Annotated in this window: 12 protein-coding genes; 4 read left to right on the top strand and 8 right to left on the bottom strand. The window is 64.2% G+C overall.

Translation table 11 applies throughout. The annotated features are described in order from the left end of the window. Window positions 1-214: 214 nt before the first annotated feature. Window positions 215-1,843, bottom strand: a complete 1,629-nt coding sequence (locus tag DL891_RS02360; protein WP_111718772.1) for an OmpA family protein — start codon at window positions 1,841-1,843, stop codon at window positions 215-217. A 108-nt stretch (window positions 1,844-1,951) separates the two neighbouring features. Next, window positions 1,952-2,980: a pirin family protein gene (locus DL891_RS02355; RefSeq protein ID WP_111718771.1), complete on the bottom strand. Its 1,029-nt coding sequence runs from the start codon at window positions 2,978-2,980 to the stop codon at window positions 1,952-1,954. Between the two features lie 256 nt (window positions 2,981-3,236). On the opposite strand from DL891_RS02355, the gene DL891_RS02350 reads away from it, so the two are divergent. Beyond that, the gene (locus DL891_RS02350) at window positions 3,237-3,953 is read left to right on the top strand and encodes a HutD family protein (RefSeq protein ID WP_157962359.1); all 717 of its coding nucleotides are present in this window, start codon (window positions 3,237-3,239) and stop codon (window positions 3,951-3,953) included. On the opposite strand, the gene DL891_RS02345 is transcribed toward DL891_RS02350, so the two are convergent. From DL891_RS02345 to DL891_RS02320, 6 genes are all read right to left on the bottom strand, one after another. After that, window positions 3,943-5,019, bottom strand: coding sequence for a peptidase C39 family protein (locus DL891_RS02345; RefSeq protein WP_111718769.1), 1,077 nt, complete (start codon window positions 5,017-5,019; stop codon window positions 3,943-3,945). The genes DL891_RS02350 and DL891_RS02345 overlap by 11 nt on opposite strands. Window positions 5,020-5,047: 28 nt before the next feature. Next, complete coding sequence (locus DL891_RS02340; RefSeq protein ID WP_111718768.1) at window positions 5,048-6,628, bottom strand: ABC transporter ATP-binding protein; 1,581 nt, start codon at window positions 6,626-6,628, stop codon at window positions 5,048-5,050. Next, window positions 6,625-7,482 (bottom strand): ABC transporter permease, encoded by an 858-nt coding sequence (locus tag DL891_RS02335; RefSeq protein ID WP_111718767.1) that lies wholly within the window; start codon window positions 7,480-7,482, stop codon window positions 6,625-6,627. The genes DL891_RS02340 and DL891_RS02335 overlap by 4 nt, the downstream gene beginning before the upstream one ends. Next, window positions 7,479-8,465: an ABC transporter permease gene (locus DL891_RS02330; RefSeq protein ID WP_111718766.1), complete on the bottom strand. Its 987-nt coding sequence runs from the start codon at window positions 8,463-8,465 to the stop codon at window positions 7,479-7,481. The genes DL891_RS02335 and DL891_RS02330 overlap by 4 nt, the downstream gene beginning before the upstream one ends. Window positions 8,466-8,472: 7 nt before the next feature. Continuing rightward, a complete protein-coding gene (locus DL891_RS02325; protein WP_111718765.1) occupies window positions 8,473-11,154 on the bottom strand; it encodes an ABC transporter substrate-binding protein in 2,682 nt (893 codons plus the stop codon). 210 nt (window positions 11,155-11,364) lie between these two features. Next, complete coding sequence (locus tag DL891_RS02320) at window positions 11,365-11,565, bottom strand: helix-turn-helix transcriptional regulator (protein WP_111718764.1); 201 nt, start codon at window positions 11,563-11,565, stop codon at window positions 11,365-11,367. 109 nt (window positions 11,566-11,674) lie between these two features. On the opposite strand from DL891_RS02320, the gene DL891_RS02315 reads away from it, so the two are divergent. The 3 genes from DL891_RS02315 to DL891_RS02305 all read left to right on the top strand — a co-directional run bounded on the left by DL891_RS02315 (window position 11,675) and on the right by DL891_RS02305 (window position 22,515). After that, window positions 11,675-14,200: an ATP-dependent Clp protease ATP-binding subunit gene (locus DL891_RS02315; protein ID WP_111718763.1), complete on the top strand. Its 2,526-nt coding sequence runs from the start codon at window positions 11,675-11,677 to the stop codon at window positions 14,198-14,200. A 153-nt stretch (window positions 14,201-14,353) separates the two neighbouring features. After that, entirely contained in the window at window positions 14,354-14,866 is a 513-nt protein-coding gene (locus DL891_RS02310) for an amino-acid N-acetyltransferase (RefSeq protein WP_111718762.1), read from the top strand. 191 nt (window positions 14,867-15,057) lie between these two features. Next, window positions 15,058-22,515 carry an ExeM/NucH family extracellular endonuclease gene (locus DL891_RS02305; RefSeq protein ID WP_111718761.1) on the top strand — a complete coding sequence of 2,486 codons (7,458 nt, stop codon included), beginning with the start codon at window positions 15,058-15,060 and terminating at the stop codon, window positions 22,513-22,515. Window positions 22,516-22,671: the final 156 nt, after the last annotated feature.

Genomic DNA, 22,671 nt, shown 5'->3' with positions numbered 1-22,671 from the left:
GCCCTGGCGAAGAAGCCCGCCGCGGTCAAACCAGCCGTGAACCAGGCCTTCGTTCGGTGACCCCTCCGGAGGTTTCCATTTGAGGCAATGAATAACCTTCCCGGAGGTATTGACATGAGGCAATAGGGGGCCACTCACGCCGCGCGCGCCAGAGGGAACGCTTCGCCCCGGTTTGACGGGGCGCGATCCGTGCCAGGTGGCGCGGCGCGCGCGTCTACTGAATGACGGGGATGTCGGTGAGTCGGAACGGCGGCTGAAACCCGTGAAAGTGCTCCGCGCGCGGGTTATGCACATCGAGGGTCACCGTCGTGTCGGCTGCGCCGGAAAAGACGTCGGGCCAGACCACCGTGGTCGTGAAAGAACCGCCGTCGGGGAGTTCTGGGCTCAGAAAGAGGTCGGTCATCGGGTAGCGCGTGTTGCCACCCTCATCGACGCTGCCCCGTTCGTAGTCCAGCGGGTAGATGCGCTGGTCGCCCGCAACGAGAGTGAGGTTGCTGGGTGCGTTCGCCAGGTCGAACTGGAGGCCGCCCCGCACATTGTGGGCGATGTCGGCGACGAGCCAGTATCCGACGCCGCTGATTTTTCCCGCGACGTGGTCGATGCGCACCTGGCCCACGAGCACGGTTCCGCGCCGTTCGACGGATTCCAGAGTGACGTGCACCTGGGCGTCATCACGGTTGGTGACGGTGACCCCGTCGGTTCCGGATGCTGTGGGCCCGGCGCTCTTCGCAAGTTCGAACACGGGCGCCTCGACAGCACCCGCCTTGGCCCCGGCATCCGGAACGAAGATCAGTTCCACCCGACGGTTCTGCGCGCGGGCCGCCTCGCTGGCGCCCTCGACGCGCGGCTCGGTGAGGCCGCGGCCGTCGACGGCGGTGTCGTAACCGCTGAGGTCGATGAGGGCCTTCAACCGGTCGTGGACCGCTTGCGCGCGCCGCGTGGAGAGGTCGTTGTTGTAGGCGGGGCTCTCGTCGCCGCCAGTGGAGGTGTGGCCGACGACACGGAGGGTGCCCGACGGATAGGAGCTGAACTGGGTGCTCGCCGAGAGCAGGATCTTGTCGGCGGCGTGAGTGATCGTGGCCTCGTCGGCGGCGAACAGCACGCTGGTGTCCACAGTGACGACCACCTCATCCGGAGTGGCCCGGGTGTCGGTGGCTTCGTCGATCGAGACGGTGAAACTGTCAAGCACTGAGCGTTGCGGGTTGACATCGCTGTGCGTCCCAACGATGTCGGCGAGCGCGGCAACGAGCGTGTCGGCGTAGTCGGCGCCGCCTTCTTCGACACGCAGTTCGTCGATATCGATCACCGGCACATCGGCGGCCAGCCCGCCGACCGGGATGATGACGTCGACGGTGGCTGTGTCGCTGGCGCCGAAAACCGTGTACAGCGCGAGAGGCTCGGTGTCATCGACCGCAAGGGGAAAATCACTGGTGTGCAGTTGCACGGGCTTCGACGTGCCCGCCGGGGTGGCCTGCGCCGCTTCTTCGACGGTGCGGGCATCGCCATCGAGAAGCCGCACGCCGCTCGCGCCGATGCTCCACGGGTCGGCCCAGGCCAAGCCGATCTTCACCGGGTCGTCGCCGGGAGGGGTGAGCGAGAGCGCGTGGATCGGCAGGATGCTCAGCTCCCCCAGGTTGACCAGTGGGCCGACCCGATATTCGATGTCGTGGGTTCCGACAGTCGTGGTGAGAACGACCCCGCTGGTGCGGGGGGTCGACGCCGGCGTCGGCGAAGAGGGCGCGTCCGACGCGGATGGCGCCGGCATCGGCGCCGAGCCGTTCGTGCAGGCCGCAGTCGCTGCTGCGCAGACGACGAGCACCAGGGCTGCCGTGATTCTTCTCATCCCCAGAGCCTAGCGAAGCAGCGACACCCTTTCGGGGGCATGGAGACCGACGTGCCTGTGGCGAGCTGTGCGCGAGCCGATGCGGGCACGGAGTAGACGGCGGGAGTGCTACCGGCGCGGACGCAGACGCACGTTGGGCATTGCCGGCGCGCGCAGTGGCGGGCCGTCGAAGCCACGCACCACACCGAACCGGCCGCTCACGGTGCCGCCCTGGGTGACATCGCGTTCCCACTCGCTGCGGTACTGCACGATCTCGTCATGGCTGCGGCCGATGAAATTCCACCACATGACGATCTGCTCGTTCAGCGGTTCACCGCCGATCAGCAGCATCCGGGCGGCGGATGCCCCGGCCGTCAGCGTGATCGAGGGGCGACCGGTGGCGAGGTAGGCCAGTTCGGCGGTATCCGCCATCACGTCGCCGACCGTGACCTGACCGGTGTCAACAAGTAGACCGTGTTCGAACCCGAGGTCGAGATCGAGGGTCACCGACGAATTCGCCGGCAGGTCGATCTGCGCGCCGAGCAACGGGCTGAAGGTCGTGACGGGTGACCGGGTTCCGGCGATCTCACCGAGAAAGACACGGAGTGAAGCCACCCCGGAGCGCGTGACCGGGGGCACGTGGTGCTCGAAGTTGGGCTCGGTATGGCGGCTCTCCTCGGGCAGGGCGATCCACAGTTGCACCCCGTGCAGCACCGTTGTCGTATCGGTCGACACCTCCGAGTGCTGGATGCCCCGGCCGGCCGTCATCAGATTGAGCTCGCCGGCATACACGCTCGCGTGAACCCCAGTGCTGTCACGGTGATCGATCGCGCCGGAGAAGAGCCAGCTGACCGTCTGGAGCCCGGTGTGCGGATGCGGCGGAACGCGCATGCCTCCGGAGACCGAGACATTGTCGGGGCCGTAGTGGTCGACGAAACACCAGGCGCCGATGAGGCTTCGGTCTCGCTGCGGAAGGGTGCGGCGCACCAGCATCGCGCGCGGGCCGCCCAGCGGCACCTCGCGCGGAGTGAGGATCTCGACCGGCTGCGGCAGATCGACATCCGGTGCCGTGCCGGACGCTGTGCCGGATGCCCTGCCGGATGCCGTTCCGGATGACTCGCAGATCACTTCCTGCGGCTCGGCTTCGAGGTTGCTCATGCAGGTAGCCTAACCAGCGCTATCGGTCTTTGGCGGTGTGACGGGGAATCCCGGGGCCCTTCTTTGGCGGAGCGGGGCGGCGGGCGCGAGGTTGGTTTTGTCGGGCGCGCCAGGTGGAACGCATCGCCCCAGCTCGAACGGGCGCGATGTGTTCCGGCTGGCGCGAAAATCTGTGAAGACGCGAGCTGCGCCCGGGCAGGAGAAATGTGGTCAGGGGGAATTGTGACTGGCGCGAGTGACCGTCACAATGAGCATCATGGACTCATGTCTGCGACACCTGAGATTTGCCGACTACTCACAATCGCGGTGGAAGAACGGCCGGGGCGTCACCCGGGAGATCGCTGTCGCTCGAAGCCGTGATTCCGAGCCGCCCGCGTGGCGCATCAGTATGGCGACAATTTCCGAACCCGCGGAGTTCTCCTCATTTCCTGGCGTGGATCGCAGCCTCGCGGTGGTCGATGGCGGCGGTATCGATTTGACCGTCGACCGAGTCAGCCGGGTCTTGGGTGTGGGGGACGACCCGGCCCGGTTTTCAGGTGACAGCGAGACATCCGCCCGGCCCATCGCCGGAGCCACTCTCGACCTGAACCTGATGGTGGATCCACTTCGCGCGGTCGGCACCGTCACTGTGGCGTGCGCCGGCGAGCACGAGACCGCCGAGGGCCGGTGGTTCGTGATGGCCCTCACCGACGGCCTCGAGGTGCGCATCGCCGGTGACCGGCTGGTGGTGGACCGACTCGACACTGCCACTTTCGAGGTTGGCGACGGGCAACACTGCTGGGTGTCGCTGGTGCCCGACCGCGACACACCCGACCGCGACACGCCCGACCGCGACACGCCCGACGGCGCCACACGCGACAATGACACACACGCCAGTGAATCACGTGTTGGCAACACCGCTGACGGCAACACCGCTGACGGCAAGGCGCCCGACGGGCGAGTCGTCGCCTACCTGATCAGGGTCAGCGCGTGATGAAGATCACACCGCGGTAGGCCGGGTCTCCCCACGAGACCAGGCGGTCGAGCACGTCGGCGGCGACCGGGAGGTCATGCGAGTCGACCCAGGTTTCAGCGCGCTGGTCGGTCGCCCACGGTTCGTGCAACAACACGGTGTCGCCCTTGGCGGCATGGGCGAGCACCCAGTGCGGCGTCGACGAGTCGTGCATTTGGGCGTCATCGATCAGCAGCAGGGCGTAGTCGCCCTCCGCAACACGACGCACGATCTCTGCGACCTCGACGCGATCTGCGTGCCGCTGGATGCCGCGGGCACGTGCCTGTTCTGCCGACTCGGCCTGCAGCAGCGCGCGGTACTCCCTGTCGGCACCGGTGTATTCCTCGAGCAGAACCGGCCCCTCGGTGTCAAGGTGAAGCTCCACGCTGTAGCCAGTGGCCGGTGCCAGCGCGTCATGGAGGGCGACGGCGAGGCCGACCGGCTCGCAGGCCGGAAAGTTGGTCGCCTGGCGCCAGAAGGCCAGCTCGCGCTCACGGGCGCCGTCGTCAGCGGTCACACCAAAGGGGTCCAATCCCAATGCTGTCAGCGCGGTCATCGCGGCGACCGCACCGCAGGTGAAGTCGGTGGTCTGGCTGTAGTAACGCAGTTGCGCATGCGGAAAGCCTCCGTGCCAGAGGGCGAAGCCCCGCACCTCGTCCGTTCCGGCACCGGAGACGATCGGTGTCTGCAACTCGATGAATCCGGCCGCTGCCCCGAATCTCGGCAGGTTCTCGCCGATCGGCAGCTCCCACTTGATGCAGGCATCGCCTCGGTCTAGAGAGGAGGCGATCAGGTGCTGCAGGAGTCGTTCGGCGGCGGTATCAGTCGTTGACCAGATGTCGACGATCTTCGTGTACCGGGTGTTCGGGCGTCCCGACGTGAGCGCGGCGGCCTCGCCGTCGGGTCCATGCACCACGGTCACTTGGGGCCGATACGGCTCCCGGTTGCGCGACCAGGCAGCGGTGCGCTCCGGGCCGAGCCGGTCGGCCAGATCGGCACCCAACTGGTCGATGGGCAGGTGTTCGATGACGGGCGCGGTGGATTCCACGATGTCCTTTCTTGCGGCGAGGCCGCGTTCAGACCGTTTGGGTCGCAGGCGGATGAAGCGACGCTTCGACGAGTGCCTGGGTGTAGGGGTGGCTGGGGTTGGTGAGCACCTGCTGGCAGCTGCCGGATTCGACGACTTTGCCGTCGCGCATCACATAGACGCGGTCGGCGAGTTGGCGCACCACGGCGAGGTCATGCGAGATGAACATCATCGACAGGCCGAGTTCTGTGCGAAGCGCGACCAGCAGGTCGAGGATCTGCTTCTGCACGGAGACATCCAGTGCCGAAACCGACTCATCGCAGATCAACAGTTCGGGGCGCACCGCGAGGGCGCGTGCGATCGCCACCCGCTGTCGTTGCCCGCCGGAGAGTTCGGCGGGCCGTTTGCGGGCGAACTCCGCGGGCAGGTCGACCAGGTCGAGCAACCCAGGCACGTCAGATGCCGGTCTCCGGGCCACTGAAAGGGCCAGGCGCAGTGACTTGCCGACGTTCATCATCGGGTTCAGGGACGAGTATGGGTCTTGGAAAACGATCTGCATCTGCGCGGGTGTGCGTGAGGCCCGCCCCGGCGCGAGCGCAACCCCGTCGAACTCGATCAGCCCACCGGATTCGTGTTCCAGACCGGCGATGCAACGCGCGAGCGTGGTCTTGCCCGAACCGCTCTCGCCGACGATTCCGACGGTCTCGCCGCGCCCGACGGCGACGCTGACTCCAGCCAGTACGACCTTGTCGCCAAAGGCTTTGGACACCTCAGTCGCGGTCACCAAGAAATCAGCGGGGGAGATCGGTAGCGCGTCGGGCGCCGCGCGGCCGGTCAGAGACGGGTCGGCCTCGATCAGCGAGCGCGTGTACGGGTGGTCCGGCGCCCTGAGCACCCGGCTGGTCGCGCCGCGCTCGACGATCTCCCCGTGTCGCATGACCAACACATTCTCTGCACGTCCGCGAACCATGCCGAGGTCGTGCGAGATCAGCAGGGCCGCCATGCCGCGGGATACCTGCAGACGGCGCAGAAGGTCGAGGATCTCGCCCTGGTTACTGGCGTCGAGGGCTGTGGTGGGTTCGTCTGCGATCAGGAGTTCGGGGTCGGTGGCGAGGGCTGCCGCGATGGCCACCCGCTGCCGCATGCCGCCGGACAACTCGTGCGGATACGCGCGGGCGACATCGGCCGGTAGGTTCACTTCGGTCAGGCGTTCGACGACCTGGGTCTGAATGTCCTGGCGGGAAATCTTGCCATCCCTGCTCGCGGCGATGGTGATGCCGATCTGCATTCCGCACCGGTGCACCGGGCTCAGGCTGGTGAAGGGGTCTTGCAGCAGAAGGGAGATTCGCTTGCCCCTGGTGGCGCGCCAGATGGCATCTGACGCGGGAAGGGTGATGGCCCCAGATGTCAGTTGGATGCGTCCTTCGGCCGAGAAGCCGATCGGCAACAGGCCGGCGATGGCTTTCGCCGACAGGGTCTTGCCCGAACCGGACTCCCCGATCAGGGCCAACGTCTCGCCTCCGGCGATGCTGAAGTCGAACGGGGCAACGAACTGGCCGCTCGGCCCGCTCACGCCGAGCCCGGTGACCCGCACGCCGGCGGTGCCGGAAACGAAATCCTCGGTGTTCATACTCGTCCCGTTCGAGTCATGGTCTGGCCCAACCAGTCGCCGACCAAATTGGCAGCACAGGCGACCCCGATGATGAGCAGCGCGGGAACCAGCACTGCCGCCGGGTTGTCCATCATGATGGAGCGCCCGTCGGTGAGCTGGCGCCCCCAATCGGCGCTGCCGGCGGGCACCCCGACGCCGAGGAATGAGAGCGACGAGAACGCGACCAGCGCGAACGCCACATTCAGCATGGCGTTGGTGATGATCAGTGACGACACGTTCGGCAGCACCTGACCAAACATGATGCGGGCTTTCGACAATGAAAGCATCTGGGCGGCCTCCACGAACGGGCGAGCAGCCTGTTCGAGCACACCGGCACGAACGATGCGGATGTCCGAGGGGGAGAACAGCACGATCAACAGCACCACCGTCATCCAGTAGCCGGCGCCGAAGACACCGGCGACCACAATGGCGGCCAACAGCATCGGCAGCGAGAACAGCAGGTCCGTCCACCGGCCGATCAGAAAGTCGACCGGTCCGCGCACGTAGCCGGCGATCGTGCCGAGCAGGATGCCCAGCAGCATTGACCCCAGCGCGACGATCACAGGACCAACGAGCGCGGAGGAGGTGCCCGCGATCGTCAGCGCGAGCACGTCTCGGCCCAACTCATCGGTGCCGAGCAGATGCCCCGGGGAACCCGGGGGGAGCAACGCATCCAGGATCGATTGGCTCGTCGCATCCGGAGCAATCAGGGTGCCGATAGCCGCCATCAGCGCGGCGGCACCCAGCAGCACCAGGGAGAGGAGAACCTCCAAAGGCAACCGAAAGCGTTTCTTCGGAGCCTGGTCGAGCACGATTGCGACGGTGTCGGTCACTGAGACGCCTCCTTCGCACGGATGCGCGGATCAAGGAAGATGTAGGCGAGATCCGCGAGCAGGGCGATCACGGCGATCACGACGGCGACCAGCAGTGTCAACGCCTGCACGACCGGGATGTCTTTGAACAGCACAGACCCCTGCAGCAGTGTGCCGAGTCCGGGCAGCGCGAAGGTGGCCTCGGCCAGCACCGTGCCACCCACCAGGAAGGTCAGCACCAGGCTGGCTCCGGTGATGATCGGGATGGCGGCATTGCGTAGGGCGATACGTTGCACCTGGCTCTCGGGCAGGCCGCGGGCGCGCCCGAAGGTCACATAGTCGGATTCCAGCTCGCGCAGCATGGCGGTGCGGGTGAATTTCAGGATGATCGCACCCAGCCCCAGGGCCAGGCTGATGCCGGGCAGGGCGAGGTGGTAGAGGGTGTCCAGTCCGCCGCTGCCGGCACCGTAGACGGGGAAGACGGGCAGGTAGAACGCCAATGCATAGAGCAGTACCAGGCCGACGGCGAAGGTGGGCGCGCTGAGGCCGACGATGCCGAATCCGGTGGCGAAGCGGTCGATCCAGCTGCCCGAGCGTACGGCGCTCTGCACGCCCAGCGGGATGGCAACCACGATCGACAGCACAAAGGCCACGCTGGTGAGCGCCGCGGTGATCGGCAACCTGGCGCCAATGACATTGGTGACCGAATCCTGCATTCGGATCGACTGGCCGAAGTCGCCGCTCAAGGCGTTGCCGAGCCAAATCAGGTACTGCATGTACAGCGGTTGGTCGAGGTTGTATTGGGCGCGGATCGCGGCAGCCGCTTCGGGTGACGACGGCCGGTTGCCGAGCAGGTTCTTCACGATGTCACCGGGTGCGAGGTGCATCATCGAGAACACGATCACCGACAACACCAGCAGGATCGCCACGGTGCCGAGCACGCGCACCACGAGCATCCGGCCAAGTGGCCGGGCCCGTGATGCGCGTGCAAGCGGTGTTGTCATTGGCGTGTTACTCGGTTCTGTAGAGTGCTGTCGGCCAGGCGGAGATGAACGCGAAGGAGCTGTAGTCCCTCATCCCCAGGTCGTTGGCGAATGCGGTGGCGGATTGACCCCACCACAGCGGAACGTTGACGACGTCGGCCGCCTGCAGAGTCTCGGCCTTGATGATCAGGTCGATCCGGGCTGCGGCATCGGTCTCAGCGCCGATCTGGGCGAGCAGATCGAGAATCTCCGGGTTCTCGTAGGCGGAGATGTTGTCGGCACCGAGCATGTAGCTGGGCACCTCGGCGGGGTCACCAAGGGTCGAGAAGTACCACATCAGCCCGACACCGTAGCTGCTGGTCGCGTCGAGGCTGGCGAGCCATTCCTCGATCGGCACCTCCCGCACGTTCAGCGTGATCCCGATCTTCCCGAGGTTCTCGGCCAGGGACTGGGCGGCCGTTCCAAGCTGCGGGCCAGTCGACGGGAAGAGCATGTCCGTCGCAAAGCCCTCGGGGTGACTGGAGGAGGCCAGGGCGGCCTTCGCTTTGTCGAGGTCGAAGTCGTATTGCGGGATGCCGCCGAGCAGCGCGCGCGCCTCTTCGGGGCTGTACACGCTGCCGAGTGATTCCGGGGTGGCGATCGACGTGGCGACCTCACCGTGGCCGCGAAGGAGCTTATCGACAACAGTGGCGCGGTCGACACTGTGGGCAAACGCCTCGCGAACCTTCGGATCGTTGAACGGCTCAAGTGTGGTGTTGAAGTACATGCCCACATACGAGAGGTCATTCACGTAGTCGACCCGCATGTTGTCGAGGTTCTCCCACTGGCTGGATTGGGCAAGTGGCACGTTGAACGCCAAGTCGACGTCGCCCGCCTGCGCGGCGAGTAATCGGGTGCCCTCATCGGGAATGAACTTCACCTGGATGCTCTTCACTGTGGGAAGTTCACCCCACCAGGTGTCGACCCGTTCGAGGTTGACGTGTGAGTCGGGTACGAACTCGGTGACCTTGTACGGTCCTGAGCCGAGTAGCAGGTTGCTGCTGGTGCCCACGTCACCCCCGGCATCCTCCCAGAACTTCTTGGAGGTGATGAAGGCGGCCCCGCCGGTGCTCATGTTGGCCGCGAATGCGGAGTCCGGGGCTTTGAGGGTGATGGTCACCTCGTTGTCGCCGGTCTTCGCTACCGTGTCGACGCCGGTGAGGTAATAGGCCAGTCCGGGCGAGCTGGTCTCGTCGCGTGCCTGCTCCAAGCTGAAGACGACATCGTCGGCGGTGACCGGGGTGCCATCCTGGAAAAGTGCATTGTCGCGCAACTCGTAGACGTAGGTGACGTCATCGGGTTGGGTCCACGATTCGGCGAGTCCCGGCTGCAGGGTTCCCTCGGCGTCGAGGGCGACCAGTCCTTCCTGGGTGATCGACGCGATGTAGTAGTTGAGGATGCCGCTCTCGGCGCCCACGTAGAGGCTGCTCAGCGACCCGGGAAGGGCGACCGTGATGGCGTCGATCTCGGCGCCCGTATCGGTGCCGGCGTTCTCGGGCGCGCTTGTGGTCGCGGCGCAGCCGGCGAGCAGCAGGGCGCTCGCGACTGCGACGGCGGGCGCACGCAGGCCACGGCGCAGGGTGGAACCTGTGGATTTCATGTTCGGATCGTGCCTTTCGGTGAGGGTGATGGGCGGGGTGAATGGGGCGGAGGCAAATCGGGCACGTTGCGGGTGAAGTCGTGCATTCTTCGTGGGATCGGTGGTGCCACGGGCGATCTCTCCGACGGCCAGCAGTCGCAGCGTGACCGCGATGCTGGGGATGTCGGCGGCCTCGTCGAGGGTGGTCGCGTAGATGCGTCGGCGCACTCGCGGGTGCAGCTCGAGGGCGACGACGCCTTTGGGCAGACGCACGGTGTCGAGCGCCAGGCGGGAGAGGAAGGTGGCGCCGATTCCGGAGTCAACCAGCGCGAGCGCGGCATCCGCCTTGGTGACGTCATGCCGCTCTTTCGGGCTCTCGCCGACGTCTCGGGCGAGGCGCACCAGTTGCTCAGTGCAGGTGGCCTCCCCGCCGATCCAGGTCAGGGGCAGCAGGTCGGCAATGCCGACCGGGCCAGGGAGGCGCTCCGCATCGGCACGCGGAACCAACGCCAGAACGTCGTCAGAGAGCAAAAAGCGCGAGCGGAGGCCATTGGTGGTGTGCCGACCGGTGGTGACTGCAGGATCGTTGGGGTAGTGATAATGCAGCGCGATATCGGCGCGACCGGCGACCACAGACTGTACGGCTTCGGTTGGTTCTGCTTCGAGAAACTCTGCGCGCACCCCGGGAAGCTCACGCTCCACCCGAGAGAGGAGTGGGGCAAGTATGGTGGCGATCGCCGCGGGGAAGGCGGCCACGCGCACCGAACCGCGATCCAGGTCGATGTGGGCTGCCAGTTCGGCTGCGGCTGCAGTGATCGCCGCGTCGATCTGTGGCGCATGCCGTGCGAGCAGGGCGCCTGCCTCGGTGAGCTGCATGCCGCGCACTGCTCGGGCTACCAGGGCAACACCCAACCGTGCCTCATTGCGCTGCAGGTGCTGGGTGATCGCGGGCTGGCTGTAGCCGAGCCTTCGAGCGGTTGCCGTGATACTTCCGGTCTCGTCGATGGCGACCAGGATGCGCAGTGTGTGCAGGTCGAGGGCACGAGACATCGCCTCAAGATCTACCGCGCCGGAACGCACATCGTCATGCATAGCAACATGTTATCTATAAATGTGACTTCATAACATCACAGGATTATCACAGAAGTGCGTGGCGGTGTCGTCGCCAGCTGCCGCGACCAGGTCGGCGCCTCGACCGGTCGCCGTTCGCGCCACGCCCCAGGTAGAACACTTCGCGCCTCTTCGAACGGGCGCGAAGCGTTCCATGCGGCGCGATGCACGAGAGGGGAAAGGCCGGCATCCTCACGAACTGTCGGTAGAGGCTTTTAGGTCCACTGCGAGCAAGTCGCCCACATCGCATTCCAGTGCCTGGCAGATCGCGTGCAGGGTCGAGAAGCGAATGGCCTTGGCCCGGCGAGTCCGTACCGGATCGAATTGTCCCGGGACGTATCGGCGCGGCCACGGCGGGGAGCCGGACTGCCGCGGTGCTAGAGGAAACGCCATTCATGGCATCCATCACGCCCATGGCGAACAGGGGCAGTATTCCCGGGTCACCCTCGTTACTCTCGATGTAACGGTGCAGATCCCGCCCCTGTGCCTGAGGAGCAAAACGATGTTTGAAAGATTCACCGACCGAGCCCGTCGCGTGGTTGTGCTTGCCCAAGAAGAGGCAAAGATGCTCAACCACAACTACATCGGTACCGAGCACATTCTGCTCGGCCTGATCCACGAGGGAGAGGGTGTCGCCGCGAAGGCGCTGGAGTCCCTCGGCATCTCTCTGGATGCCGTTCGCGAGCAAGTGCAAGACATCATCGGTCAGGGCCAACAGCAGCCGACCGGCCACATTCCGTTCACCCCGCGCGCCAAGAAGGTGCTCGAGCTGAGCCTGCGTGAAGCGTTGCAGCTCGGCCACAACTACATCGGCACGGAGCACATCCTGCTCGGCCTGATCCGCGAGGGCGAGGGTGTCGCCGCGCAGGTGCTGGTGAAGCTGGGCGCAGACCTCAACCGCGTGCGCCAGACCGTCATCCAGTTGCTCAGCGGCTACCAGGGCAAGGAGCAGGTGCAGGTCGGCGCGAACGAGCAGCAGGCGGCCCAGGGCGGCAGCCAGATTCTCGACCAGTTCGGCCGCAACCTCACCCAGGCGGCCCGCGACGGCAAACTCGACCCGGTGATCGGGCGCGAGAAGGAGATGGAGCGGGTCATGCAGATCCTCTCTCGCCGCACGAAGAACAATCCGGTGCTCATTGGTGAACCAGGCGTCGGCAAGACTGCAGTCGTCGAGGGTCTCGCCCAGGCGATCGTGCGCGGCGACGTGCCCGAAACGTTGAAGGACAAACAGCTGTACACCCTTGACCTGGGAAGCCTGATCGCCGGTAGTCGCTACCGCGGTGACTTCGAGGAGCGCTTGAAGAAGGTCACCAAGGAAATCCGCACCCGCGGAGACATCATCACCTTCATCGATGAGATCCACACGCTGGTCGGTGCCGGTGCCGCAGAGGGCGCGATCGATGCCGCCAGCATCCTGAAGCCTCTCTTGGCCCGGGGCGAACTGCAGACGATCGGCGCAACCACCCTGGATGAGTACCGCAAGCACTTCGAGAAGGATGCCGCGCTCGAGCGCCGCTTCCAGCCGGTGCAGGTGCACGAGCCCACGATTGCGCACACCATCAACATCCTGAAGGGACTGCGCGACCGCTACGAGGCCTTCCACAAGGTGTCCATCACCGACGGCGCGCTCGCCGCGGCCGCCAACCTGGCCGACCGGTATGTCTCCGATCGGTTCCTCCCCGACAAGGCCATCGACCTGATCGATGAGGCGGGTGCGCGCATCCGCTTGTCAATTCTCAGCTCGCCACCCGAGCTGCGTGAGTTCGATGAGAAGATCGCTGACGTGCGCACGCAGAAGGAAGAGGCCATCGAGGGGCAAGACTTCGAGAAGGCCGCCAGCCTGCGCGACGAGGAGAAGAATCTGCTCGGCGAGCGACTGCGGCTCGAGAAGCAGTGGCGCAAGGGTGAGGTGAAGACCACCGCCACGGTGGATGAGGGATTGATCGCCGAGGTGTTGGCTCAGGCTACGGGTATTCCGGTGTTCAAGCTCACCGAGGAGGAGTCGTCGAGGCTCATCTTCATGGAGAAGGCGCTCCACATGCGCATCATCGGTCAGGAAGAGGCCGTTTCGGTGCTCTCCAAGACCATTCGCCGCACCCGTGCGGGCCTGAAGGACCCGAAGCGCCCCAGCGGCTCGTTCATCTTTGCCGGCCCGACCGGCGTCGGAAAGACCGAGCTGGCCAAGGCGCTGGCCGAGTTCCTGTTCGACGACGAAGACGCGCTCATCTCGCTCGACATGAGTGAGTACGGCGAGAAGCACACCGTCTCTCGGCTGTTCGGAGCCCCTCCCGGGTTCGTCGGCTTCGAAGAGGGCGGGCAGCTCACCGAGAAGGTGCGCCGCAAGCCGTTCTCTGTGGTGCTGTTCGACGAGATCGAGAAGGCTCACCCGGATATCTTCAACTCGCTCCTGCAGATCCTGGAAGAGGGCCGCCTGACCGATGGCCAGGGCCGCGTGGTCGATTTCAAGAACACCGTGATCATCATGACCACGAACCTCGGTACCAAGGACATCACCGGTGGCCCGGTCGGATTCCAGATCGAGGGCGACGTCGCATCGAGCTACGAGGCAATGCGGGGCAAGGTCGTGGAGGAGCTGAAGAAGCACTTCAAGCCCGAGTTCCTGAACCGTGTTGATGAGACGATCGTGTTCCCGCAGCTGACTAAGCCGGAGTTGTTGCAGATCGTCGACCTGTTCCTGAAGAAGCTCTCCGAGCGTCTGATGGATCGCGACATGACTATTGTGCTCGAGACTGCTGCCAAGGAACAGCTGATCAAGATCGGGTTCGATCCTGGTCTCGGGGCACGACCGTTGCGCCGGGCTGTGCAACACGAGATCGAAGACCGCCTGAGCGAGCGCATCCTGCACGGCGACCTGAGTGCGGGCGATCACGTGCACGTTGACTTCATCGACGGTGAGTTCGTGTTCACCACCTCGCGCCCGCGCGATGAGGAGATCACGGTCGGCGCGGCGGCCATCGCCGGCCCCGCGATCAGCCCAGATTCGGTCACGCCCGACTCCGCGGAGTAGCCCTAGACGGTACCCAGTCATCGGCCCGCCTGTGTTCCCCACCCGCCCCGGCGGAGCAGGAATCAGGCGGGCCGATGGGTTCTCGACGCTCCCGCAGTCACTACGCTGGGAGGCAGCAACATTTCTTTTCGATTCTCACCCCCAGGACGACGGATGCCCACACACGAGTACCGCGTGCGGCATGCCCGCACCGCGGACATCCCGTTCGTGCAGGCGGTGATCGACCCGCTCGTGCAGTCGGGCGTGCTACTCGGCAAAGACGCGGTCGTGTTCTACGAGTCGGTGCAGGAGTTCCGCATCGCAGAGGATCCGGCGGGCAACCCGATCGGTTGCGGTGCCTTACACGTCATGTGGCAGGATCTGGCAGAGGTGCGCACCCTGGCCGTGCAGCCCGAGTGGTTGGGCCGTGGCGTCGGCCGCGCGATCCTGAACAAGCTGGAGGCGGATGCCCGTACCCTCGGCATCGAACGCCTGTTCTGTCTCACGTTCGAGGTGGACTTCTTCACCCGCAACGGTTTTGAGGCAGTCGGCGAGGCCACCGTCGAGCCCGACATCTATGTCGAACTGGTGCGTTCGACGGATGAGGGTGTCGCTGAGTTTCTCGACCTCTCGCGTGTGAAGCCGAACACTCTTGGCAACACTCGCATGCTCAAGCTCCTCCGCTGATCGAGGCTCGTGCAGATCGACCCGCCCGTAGACGGTCTGGGTATGGGCTGACAGTTGCCTGACCCCCATCTGGGTGTGCTCATAGGAGCAAACTTCCCTCAGTCGTCAGGTTTCCATACCGTCAACCGTTCTAGCTTCGATATGGTCGGAAATGTTGCTGTCAACGATGACTGTCGATTCTGGAGACCCACATGTCGCACTCCCCCCGCAAGAGATTCACCTTTGCTTTCGCCTCGATTCTGGGATTTGCGATGGTGGCCGCACCGATAGTTGCCCTACCGGCGGTGGCGAACACTGACGGCACCGGGGTGGTGATCAACGAGGTCTATCTCAAGGGTGGCAGCGCGAATGCCTATTTCAATACGAAGTTCATCGAACTTTACAACCCTGGTACCGCGACGGTTTCCCTGGATGGTTGGTCAATACAGTCTCGCAGTGCCACGAACGGCAGTGCCACGGTGAGGGCCCTCAGTGGCGAAATAAAAGCTGAGAGCTATTTCTTGATCGGTTTTCCCGGCAATGGGACTCCTCCAGTTGGAGACGATATACCCAAGGCGGATCTGACAATCGCCTTCGGCCCTTCTGGAACAACTGGCATCGTGTTGCTGGCTAATACCAATGTCGCAGTGCCCTTGACAGCAGGTTCAGTCAGCGACAATCCGAACCCGGCGATTGTCGACCTCATCGGCTATGGTGCGGGCGTAGTTTTCGAAGGCGCTGCGGTTCCGGTCGCCGGAGGAAATGGGGAGCCGAACTCGCTGACGCGCACAAACTTCAAGGACACGGACAACAACGCCGCAGACTTCTCCCATCAGCCAACTGTGACCCCGACGAACTCCGCCGGTGTAACTGTGGAGCGGCCCGAGCCGACCCCTCCCGCGGAAGACCTGGGCGAAAAGACGATCGCCGAGATCCAGGGCCAGGGGGCCGAAAGCGCCTTCGCCGGTGACATCGTCACCACTCGCGGCGTCGTGACTGCCTCCTACCCGACCGGGGGCTTCAACGGCTTCTACATTCAGACGCCGGGCACCGGCGGGCCGATCGACTTTGCCGAGCACAAGGCCTCCGACGGCCTGTTCATCTATTCTTCCGGCACCAACACCGTTGATGCCGTCAGTATCGGTGACTACGTGGAGGTCACCGGAACGGTCTCCGAGTTCGCCGGCATGACCCAGGTGACCCCGACCGATACCGCCAGCGTCTCGATTCTGAACGATGCTTTCACCCCGGTCGCTCCCACCGTCGTTGGCCTGCCCGAGACGGATGCGCAGCGCGAGACTCTCGAAGGTATGCTCGTCGCTCCGGCCGGCGACTTCACCGTGACCGACACCTATTCCACCAACCAGTACGCCGAAGTCAAACTCGCTGCGGGTGCGACCCCCCTGGTGCAGCCGACTGCGGTCGCTGCCCCCAGTGTCGCGGCCTACACCGCAGCGATGGCCGCCAACAACGCGCGCACCGTTTCACTCGATGACGGCGCCTCGACCAACTTCCTGCCGAACGGCAATGGCGGCAACAAGAATATTCCGCTGCCCTACGTGTCAAACGATACGCCGGTGCGTGTCGGTGCAGCCGTCGAGTTCACGGCCCCGGTCATCTTCGACTACCGCAACAACGCATGGAAGTACCAGCCGACCCAGCAGCTCACCCCTGCAAATGCCGCCGACGTGCAGCCGGTGACGTTCGAAAAAACTCGTCAGGACGCCCCGAAGAATGTGGGCGGAGACCTCAAGCTCGCCACCTTCAACGTGCTCAACTACTTCACGACCACCGGTGACGTTTACACGGCCGCCGGGAGGGGCACGTGCACCACGTACAACGATCGCAACGGGGTTCCGATTACCGTGAACAGTTGCACCGGCAATGGCCCGCGCGGTGCAGCCACCGCCGACAGCCTGAAGCGCCAGGAAGACAAGATCGTCTCCGCGCTGTCCGCGCTGGACGCCGACGTCATCGGCCTCGAAGAGATCGAGGCCTCGACCTCGGTCGGCGGCACCGACCGCGACGCCGCGCTGAAGACACTGGTCGCCGCACTGAACACGAAGGCCGGATCCGCAGTTTGGGCGCACGTGCCGTCACCGCCTGCAGGTTCGTACCCCACGAATGAAGACGTCATTCGCACGGCGTTCATCTACAAGAAGGATGTCGCAGAGCTGGTCGGCGATTCTACGATCCTCATGGGCTCAGATGCTTTCGCCAATGCGCGCGAACCGCTCGCACAGGCATTCAAGCTGAAGGGCGCCGCCGACGCTGATGCATTCGTGGCCATCGTGAACCACTTCAAATCGAAGGGGTCCGGCTCAGGCGCCGGTAACACGGACGCCGGCGACGGCCAGGGCGCCTCCAACGCCGATCGCGTGTCCCAGGCGACAGCTCTGGTCGCCTTTGCCGCTGACATGGCGACAGCGTCGGGTACGGACAAGACGTTCCTGTTGGGCGACTTCAACTCCTACCTGATGGAAGACCCGATTAACGTCATCCAGGCCGCCGGCTATGTCGACCAGGGCTCGAAGACCGCCAAGCACACCTACTCGTTCGGCGGCATGGTCGGTTCGCTCGACCACGTGTTCGCCTCACCGGCTGCAGACGCAACCGTGAACGACGTCGACATCTGGAACATCAATTCCGGCGAGTCGATCGCACTCGAATACAGCCGGTTCAACTACAACGTGACCGACTTCTATGTCGCCGACATGTTCCGTGCGTCCGACCACGATCCGGTCATCGTCGGGCTCGACCTGACCTCGACCACGGTGCCGAGCACGACCGTTGATTTGAACCTGTTGAACATCAATGACTTCCATGGTCGCATCGACTCCGACACCGTGAAGTTCGCCGGAACGATCGAGCAGTTGCGAGCCCAATATCCGGACACGACTCTGCTGGGTTCTGCAGGTGACAACATCGGTGCGTCGGTGTTCGCGTCGGCGGTGCAAAAGGATGTTCCGACGATCAAGGTATTGAACGCGCTGGACCTGGAGTCGTCGGTGGGCAACCACGAGTTCGACACTGGATACCCGGATCTCACAGGCCGGATCGCGGCTCTGACGAATTGGACGTACCTCGGGGCGAACGTGTACCACAAGGGCACCACTGACCCCGCCCTGGACGAGTACACGATCGTGAACCTCGACGGGGTGAAGGTCGCTGTGATCGGCGCGGTCACCGAGGAGACCCCCTCGCTGGTCACACAGAGCGGCATCGCCATGCTCGACTTCGGCGACCCCGTCGAGGCGGTCAACCGGGTTGCTGCCCAACTGACCGATGGCGATCCGTCGAACGGTGAGGCCGATGTGGTCATCGCTGAGTACCACGAGGGCGCCAGTCAGGGAACCGCAGACGGAGGCACGCTGGAGAACCAGTTGGCTCTGGGCGGAGCCTTCGCCGAGATCGTGAATAACACGTCCGCGAATGTTGATGTGATCTTCACCGGCCACACCCACAAGGCATACGCGTGGGACGGGCCGATTCCGAATGATCCGACCCACACTCGGCCGATTCTGCAGACAGGCAGCTACGGGGCCAACATCGGCCAGGTCGTAATCACCTACGACACCGTGGGCAACGAGGTCGTCAGCTACACGGCACGCAACGTTCCGCGCACAACGATGGCGGATGCCGACCTGGTGGCCACCTACCCCCGAGTCGCCGAGGTCAAGACGATCGTGGACGCGGCACTGGCCGAGGCCGGGATCATCGGGAACCAGCCGATCGGGGCGGTCACGAAAGATATCACCACGGCGTTCATCGGCACCACACGCGATGATCGCGGTTCAGAATCGACGCTGGGCAACCTGGTCGCAAACTCGTTGGTCACGGCGCTGAACGCGCCCGACCTGGGCGGCGCCGAAATCGGCATTGTCAACCCGGGAGGCCTGCGAGCAGAACTGTTGTATGGCGATGATGGAGTGATCACCTATGGGGAGGCGAACGGGGTGCTGCCGTTCCTGAACAACCTGTGGACCACGACCCTGACCGGCGCCCAATTCAAGCAAATATTGGAGCAGCAGTGGCAGCGCACCAAAGATGGTGTGCCGATCACTTCGCGGCCTTTCCAAAATTTGGGGCTCAGCGACAATGTCAGCTATACCTATGATCCCGCAAGGGCCATTGATGATCGTGTGACGAGTATCACGGTGGACGGCGCACCGATCGATCTCGCAAAGGACTACCGGATCGGTTCCTTCAGCTTCCTGCTTCAAGGGGGTGACAACTTCTGGGAGTTCAATAGTGCCACCGATACCCGGGACTCTGGTCTGATCGATCGGGATGCCTGGATCGCTTACATCGAGGCAAACAGCCCGCTGTCACCGTCGTTCGCCCGCCATGCGGTTCAGGTGTCTGGTGTTCCCGCGGGAGTTCTTGAAGTCGGTGCCACTGTCACGCTCGATGTGAGCAAGCTCGACCTCACTTCGTTGGGGAGCCCGGCAAATACCGAGCTTGCAGTGTCGTGGGCTGGTAGCAGTGCCACGTTCACGCCGGTTGCGGTGGTGAACGGGGCTGCAACGGTTACTGTCACAGTTCCCGCGGATGCCGCAGAGGTGAGCGAGCTTGTGCTCACCGCAGCACCGTCGGGCACGGTCGTGCACGTACCGCTCAAGGTCCAGGGGTCGAAAACCGTTGATTTGAACTTGTTGAACATCAATGACTTCCACGGTCGCATTGATGCGAATACGGTGAAGTTCGCGGGAACTATTGAGCGGTTGCGTGCCGAGTATCCGGACACGACACTTTTGGGTTCCGCGGGTGACAACATTGGTGCGTCGGTGTTCGCGTCGTCGGTGCAGCAGGATGTTCCGACGATCAAGGTGCTGAATGCGCTTGGGCTGGAATCGTCCGTGGGCAACCACGAATTCGACACCGGTTATGTGGATCTGACGGGCCGCATTGCGGATTTGACGGACTGGACCTACCTGGGCGCGAACGTTTATTACCGGGGCACCACTGCTCCGGCGCTGCCCGAGTACACGATCGTCGATCTTGACGGGGTGAAGGTTGCTGTGATTGGTGCGGTCACCGAGGAGACGCCGAGTCTGGTCTCGAAGAGTGGCATCGCGATGCTTGACTTCGGTGATCCGGTGGAGGCGGTCAACCGGGTTGCGGCGAAGCTTTCCGACGGTGATCTCAGCAATGGTGAAGCCGACGTGATCATTGCCGAGTACCACGAGGGTGCGAATCAGGGATCCGCCGATGGGGGCACCTTGGAGAACCAGGTGGCCCTGGGCGGTGCGTTCGCGGAGATCGTGAACAACACGTCTGCGCACGTTGATGTGATCTTCACCGCCCACACCCACAAGGCTTACGCGTGGGACGCGTTGATTCCCGGTCAGACGACCAAGACCCGTCCGGTGTTGCAGACCGGCAGCTATGGTGCCAACATCGGCCAGGTTGTTGTCACGTATGACACCGGCAGTGATGAGGTCGTGAGCTACACGGCCAAGAACGTGGCGCGCACGATCGCGGCGGACGCGGATCTGGTGGCCGCGTATCCGCGGGTCGCTGAGGTGCAGGGGATCGTCAATGATGCGCTCGACTACGCCGCGGTGAAGGGCAGCGTGAAGATCGGTGAGGTGACGGCTGACATCACGACGGCTTTCATCGGCGCCAACCGTGACGATCGCGGTTCGGAGTCGACGCTGGGCAACCTGGTGGCCAACTCCTTGCTGGCCTCGTTGGAGAACCCGGATCTGGGTGGTGCGGAGATCGGCATGGTGAACCCGGGAGGGTTGCGGGCCGAGCTGCTTTACGGGACCGATGGTTCGATCACGGTCGCGCAGGCGAACTCGGTGCTTCCGTTCCTGAACAACCTGTGGACCACGACGCTGACCGGCGCCCAGTTCAAGCAGGTGTTGGAGGAGCAGTGGCAGCGCAACGCGGACGGCACGACGCCTTCGCGGGAATACCAGCAGTTGGGGCTGAGCGACAACGTGTCGTACACGTATGACCCGGCGCGTGACCGGGATGACCGGATCACGAGCATCACGGTCAATGGTGCGCCGATCGATATGGCGAAGGACTACCGGATCGGTTCGTTCAGCTTCTTGCTTGACGGCGGTGACAACTTCTGGGAGTTCAACAACGCCAAAGATACTCGTGATTCTGGTCTGATCGACCGGGATGCGTGGATGGATTACATCGAGACGCACAGTCCGCTGTCGCCGTCGTTCGCGCGGCACGCGGTGCAGGTGTCTGGTATTCCCGCGGGTGTTCTGAAAGCCGGTGCGACGGTCACGCTCGATGTGAGCACGCTCGACCTGACGTCGTTGGAAAGCCCGGCCAACACCGAGCTTGCAGTGTCGTGGGCAGGCAGCAGTGCGACGTTCACGCCGGTTGCGGTGGTGAACGGGGCTGCCACGGTCACCGTCACCGTCCCGAAGGATGCGAAGGCGAAGAACGACCTCGTGCTGACTGCTGCACCGTCGGGCACGGTCGTGCACATCCCACTCACGGTTGACGTGTCCGCGCCCGATGCGATCCAGACGCCGGGCACGGTGGTGATCACGGGTATGACGATCTCCGGCTCCAAACTGACGGCTGTGATCTCTGGGTGGAAGCCCGCCGACGCGACGTTCAGCTACCAGTGGTACCGCGACGGGAAAGCGGTGACCGGGGCAACCGGGTCGACCTACACCCTGGGTGGCGCAGATGTCGGTGCGAAGATGACCGTGATCGTCACCGGTAAGAAGACCGGCTACGTTCCCGCGCAGAAGAAATCGGCAGCGACTTCTAAAGTGACCTGGTCTCCCAGGATCACGCGTATCCAGGGAGATGACCGCTACATGACGGCGATCAACATCTCGCGGGCAGGCTTCAGGGTAGCACCGGTCGTCTTCGTGGTGACCGGGTCGGATTACCCCGACGCACTGTCGACTGCTCCGGTGGCTGCCATGCACGGTGGTCCACTGCTGCTGACGGCGAAGGATTCGCTGCCGACAGCGGTGGCGAATGAGATAAAGCGGTTGAAGCCATCGAAGATCGTCGTGGTGGGTGGTACCGGTGCGGTCTCGAACACGGTTCTGAGCGAGCTGAAGAAGATCGCGTCGACTGAGCGGATCTCGGGCAGCGACCGGTTCGACACGTCAGTCAAGGTCAACACGCACGCCAAGTATGGCTTCACGACGGCGGCGAAAGCCTATGTTGCGACCGGTATGACGTTCCCCGACGCGCTGTCGGCTTCGGCGGCGGGTGCGGCGGTAGGCGCACCCGTGATCCTGGTGAACGGCTCCGCCAAGTCGCTGGATGCGGGGACCAAGGCGGAACTGGCGAAGCTGAAAGTGAAAAAGACGATCATCGCGGGTGGAACCGGCGTGGTCACTGCGGGTATTGCAAACGATCTGAAGGCGGCGACCGGAACGACCCCCGACCGTCGCGGCGGTTCGGATCGTTACGAGACCAGCCGACTGATCGGGGCCGATGTCTTCGCACCCGCGAAGAGCGTCTATCTGGCGACCGGGGTGCAGTTCCCCGACGCTATGGCCGGTGCCGTACTGGCGGGCGTGAACAAGGGGCCGCTGTACCTGGCGCAGCCGAACTGCATTCCGAAAGCCACATTGAACCAGATCACGAACGCAGCTCCGGCAGACGTCACTCTGTTCGGTGGCACCGGGGCGCTCAGCGACAATGTGGCCAACTTGAAGGCCTGCAAGTAGCCGGATAGTCAGCACCAAAGCGTCGGGCCCGTCTTCGGACGGGCCCGACCGCTGTGTCGAGCAGTATTCCGTCTGCTCATCTTCCCCATTGACCGCGAACCTGGGGTTTCCCACCCTGGCGGTCAACACGCACAGCGGTTGCGGCCATTGCCGGGG

Source organism: Homoserinimonas sp. OAct 916 (assembly GCF_003260275.1).
Classification (GTDB): Bacteria; Actinomycetota; Actinomycetes; order Actinomycetales; family Microbacteriaceae; genus OACT-916.
Note: the sequence above shows the minus strand (reverse complement) of the source record. Positions and strands in the feature narration are given on the sequence as shown.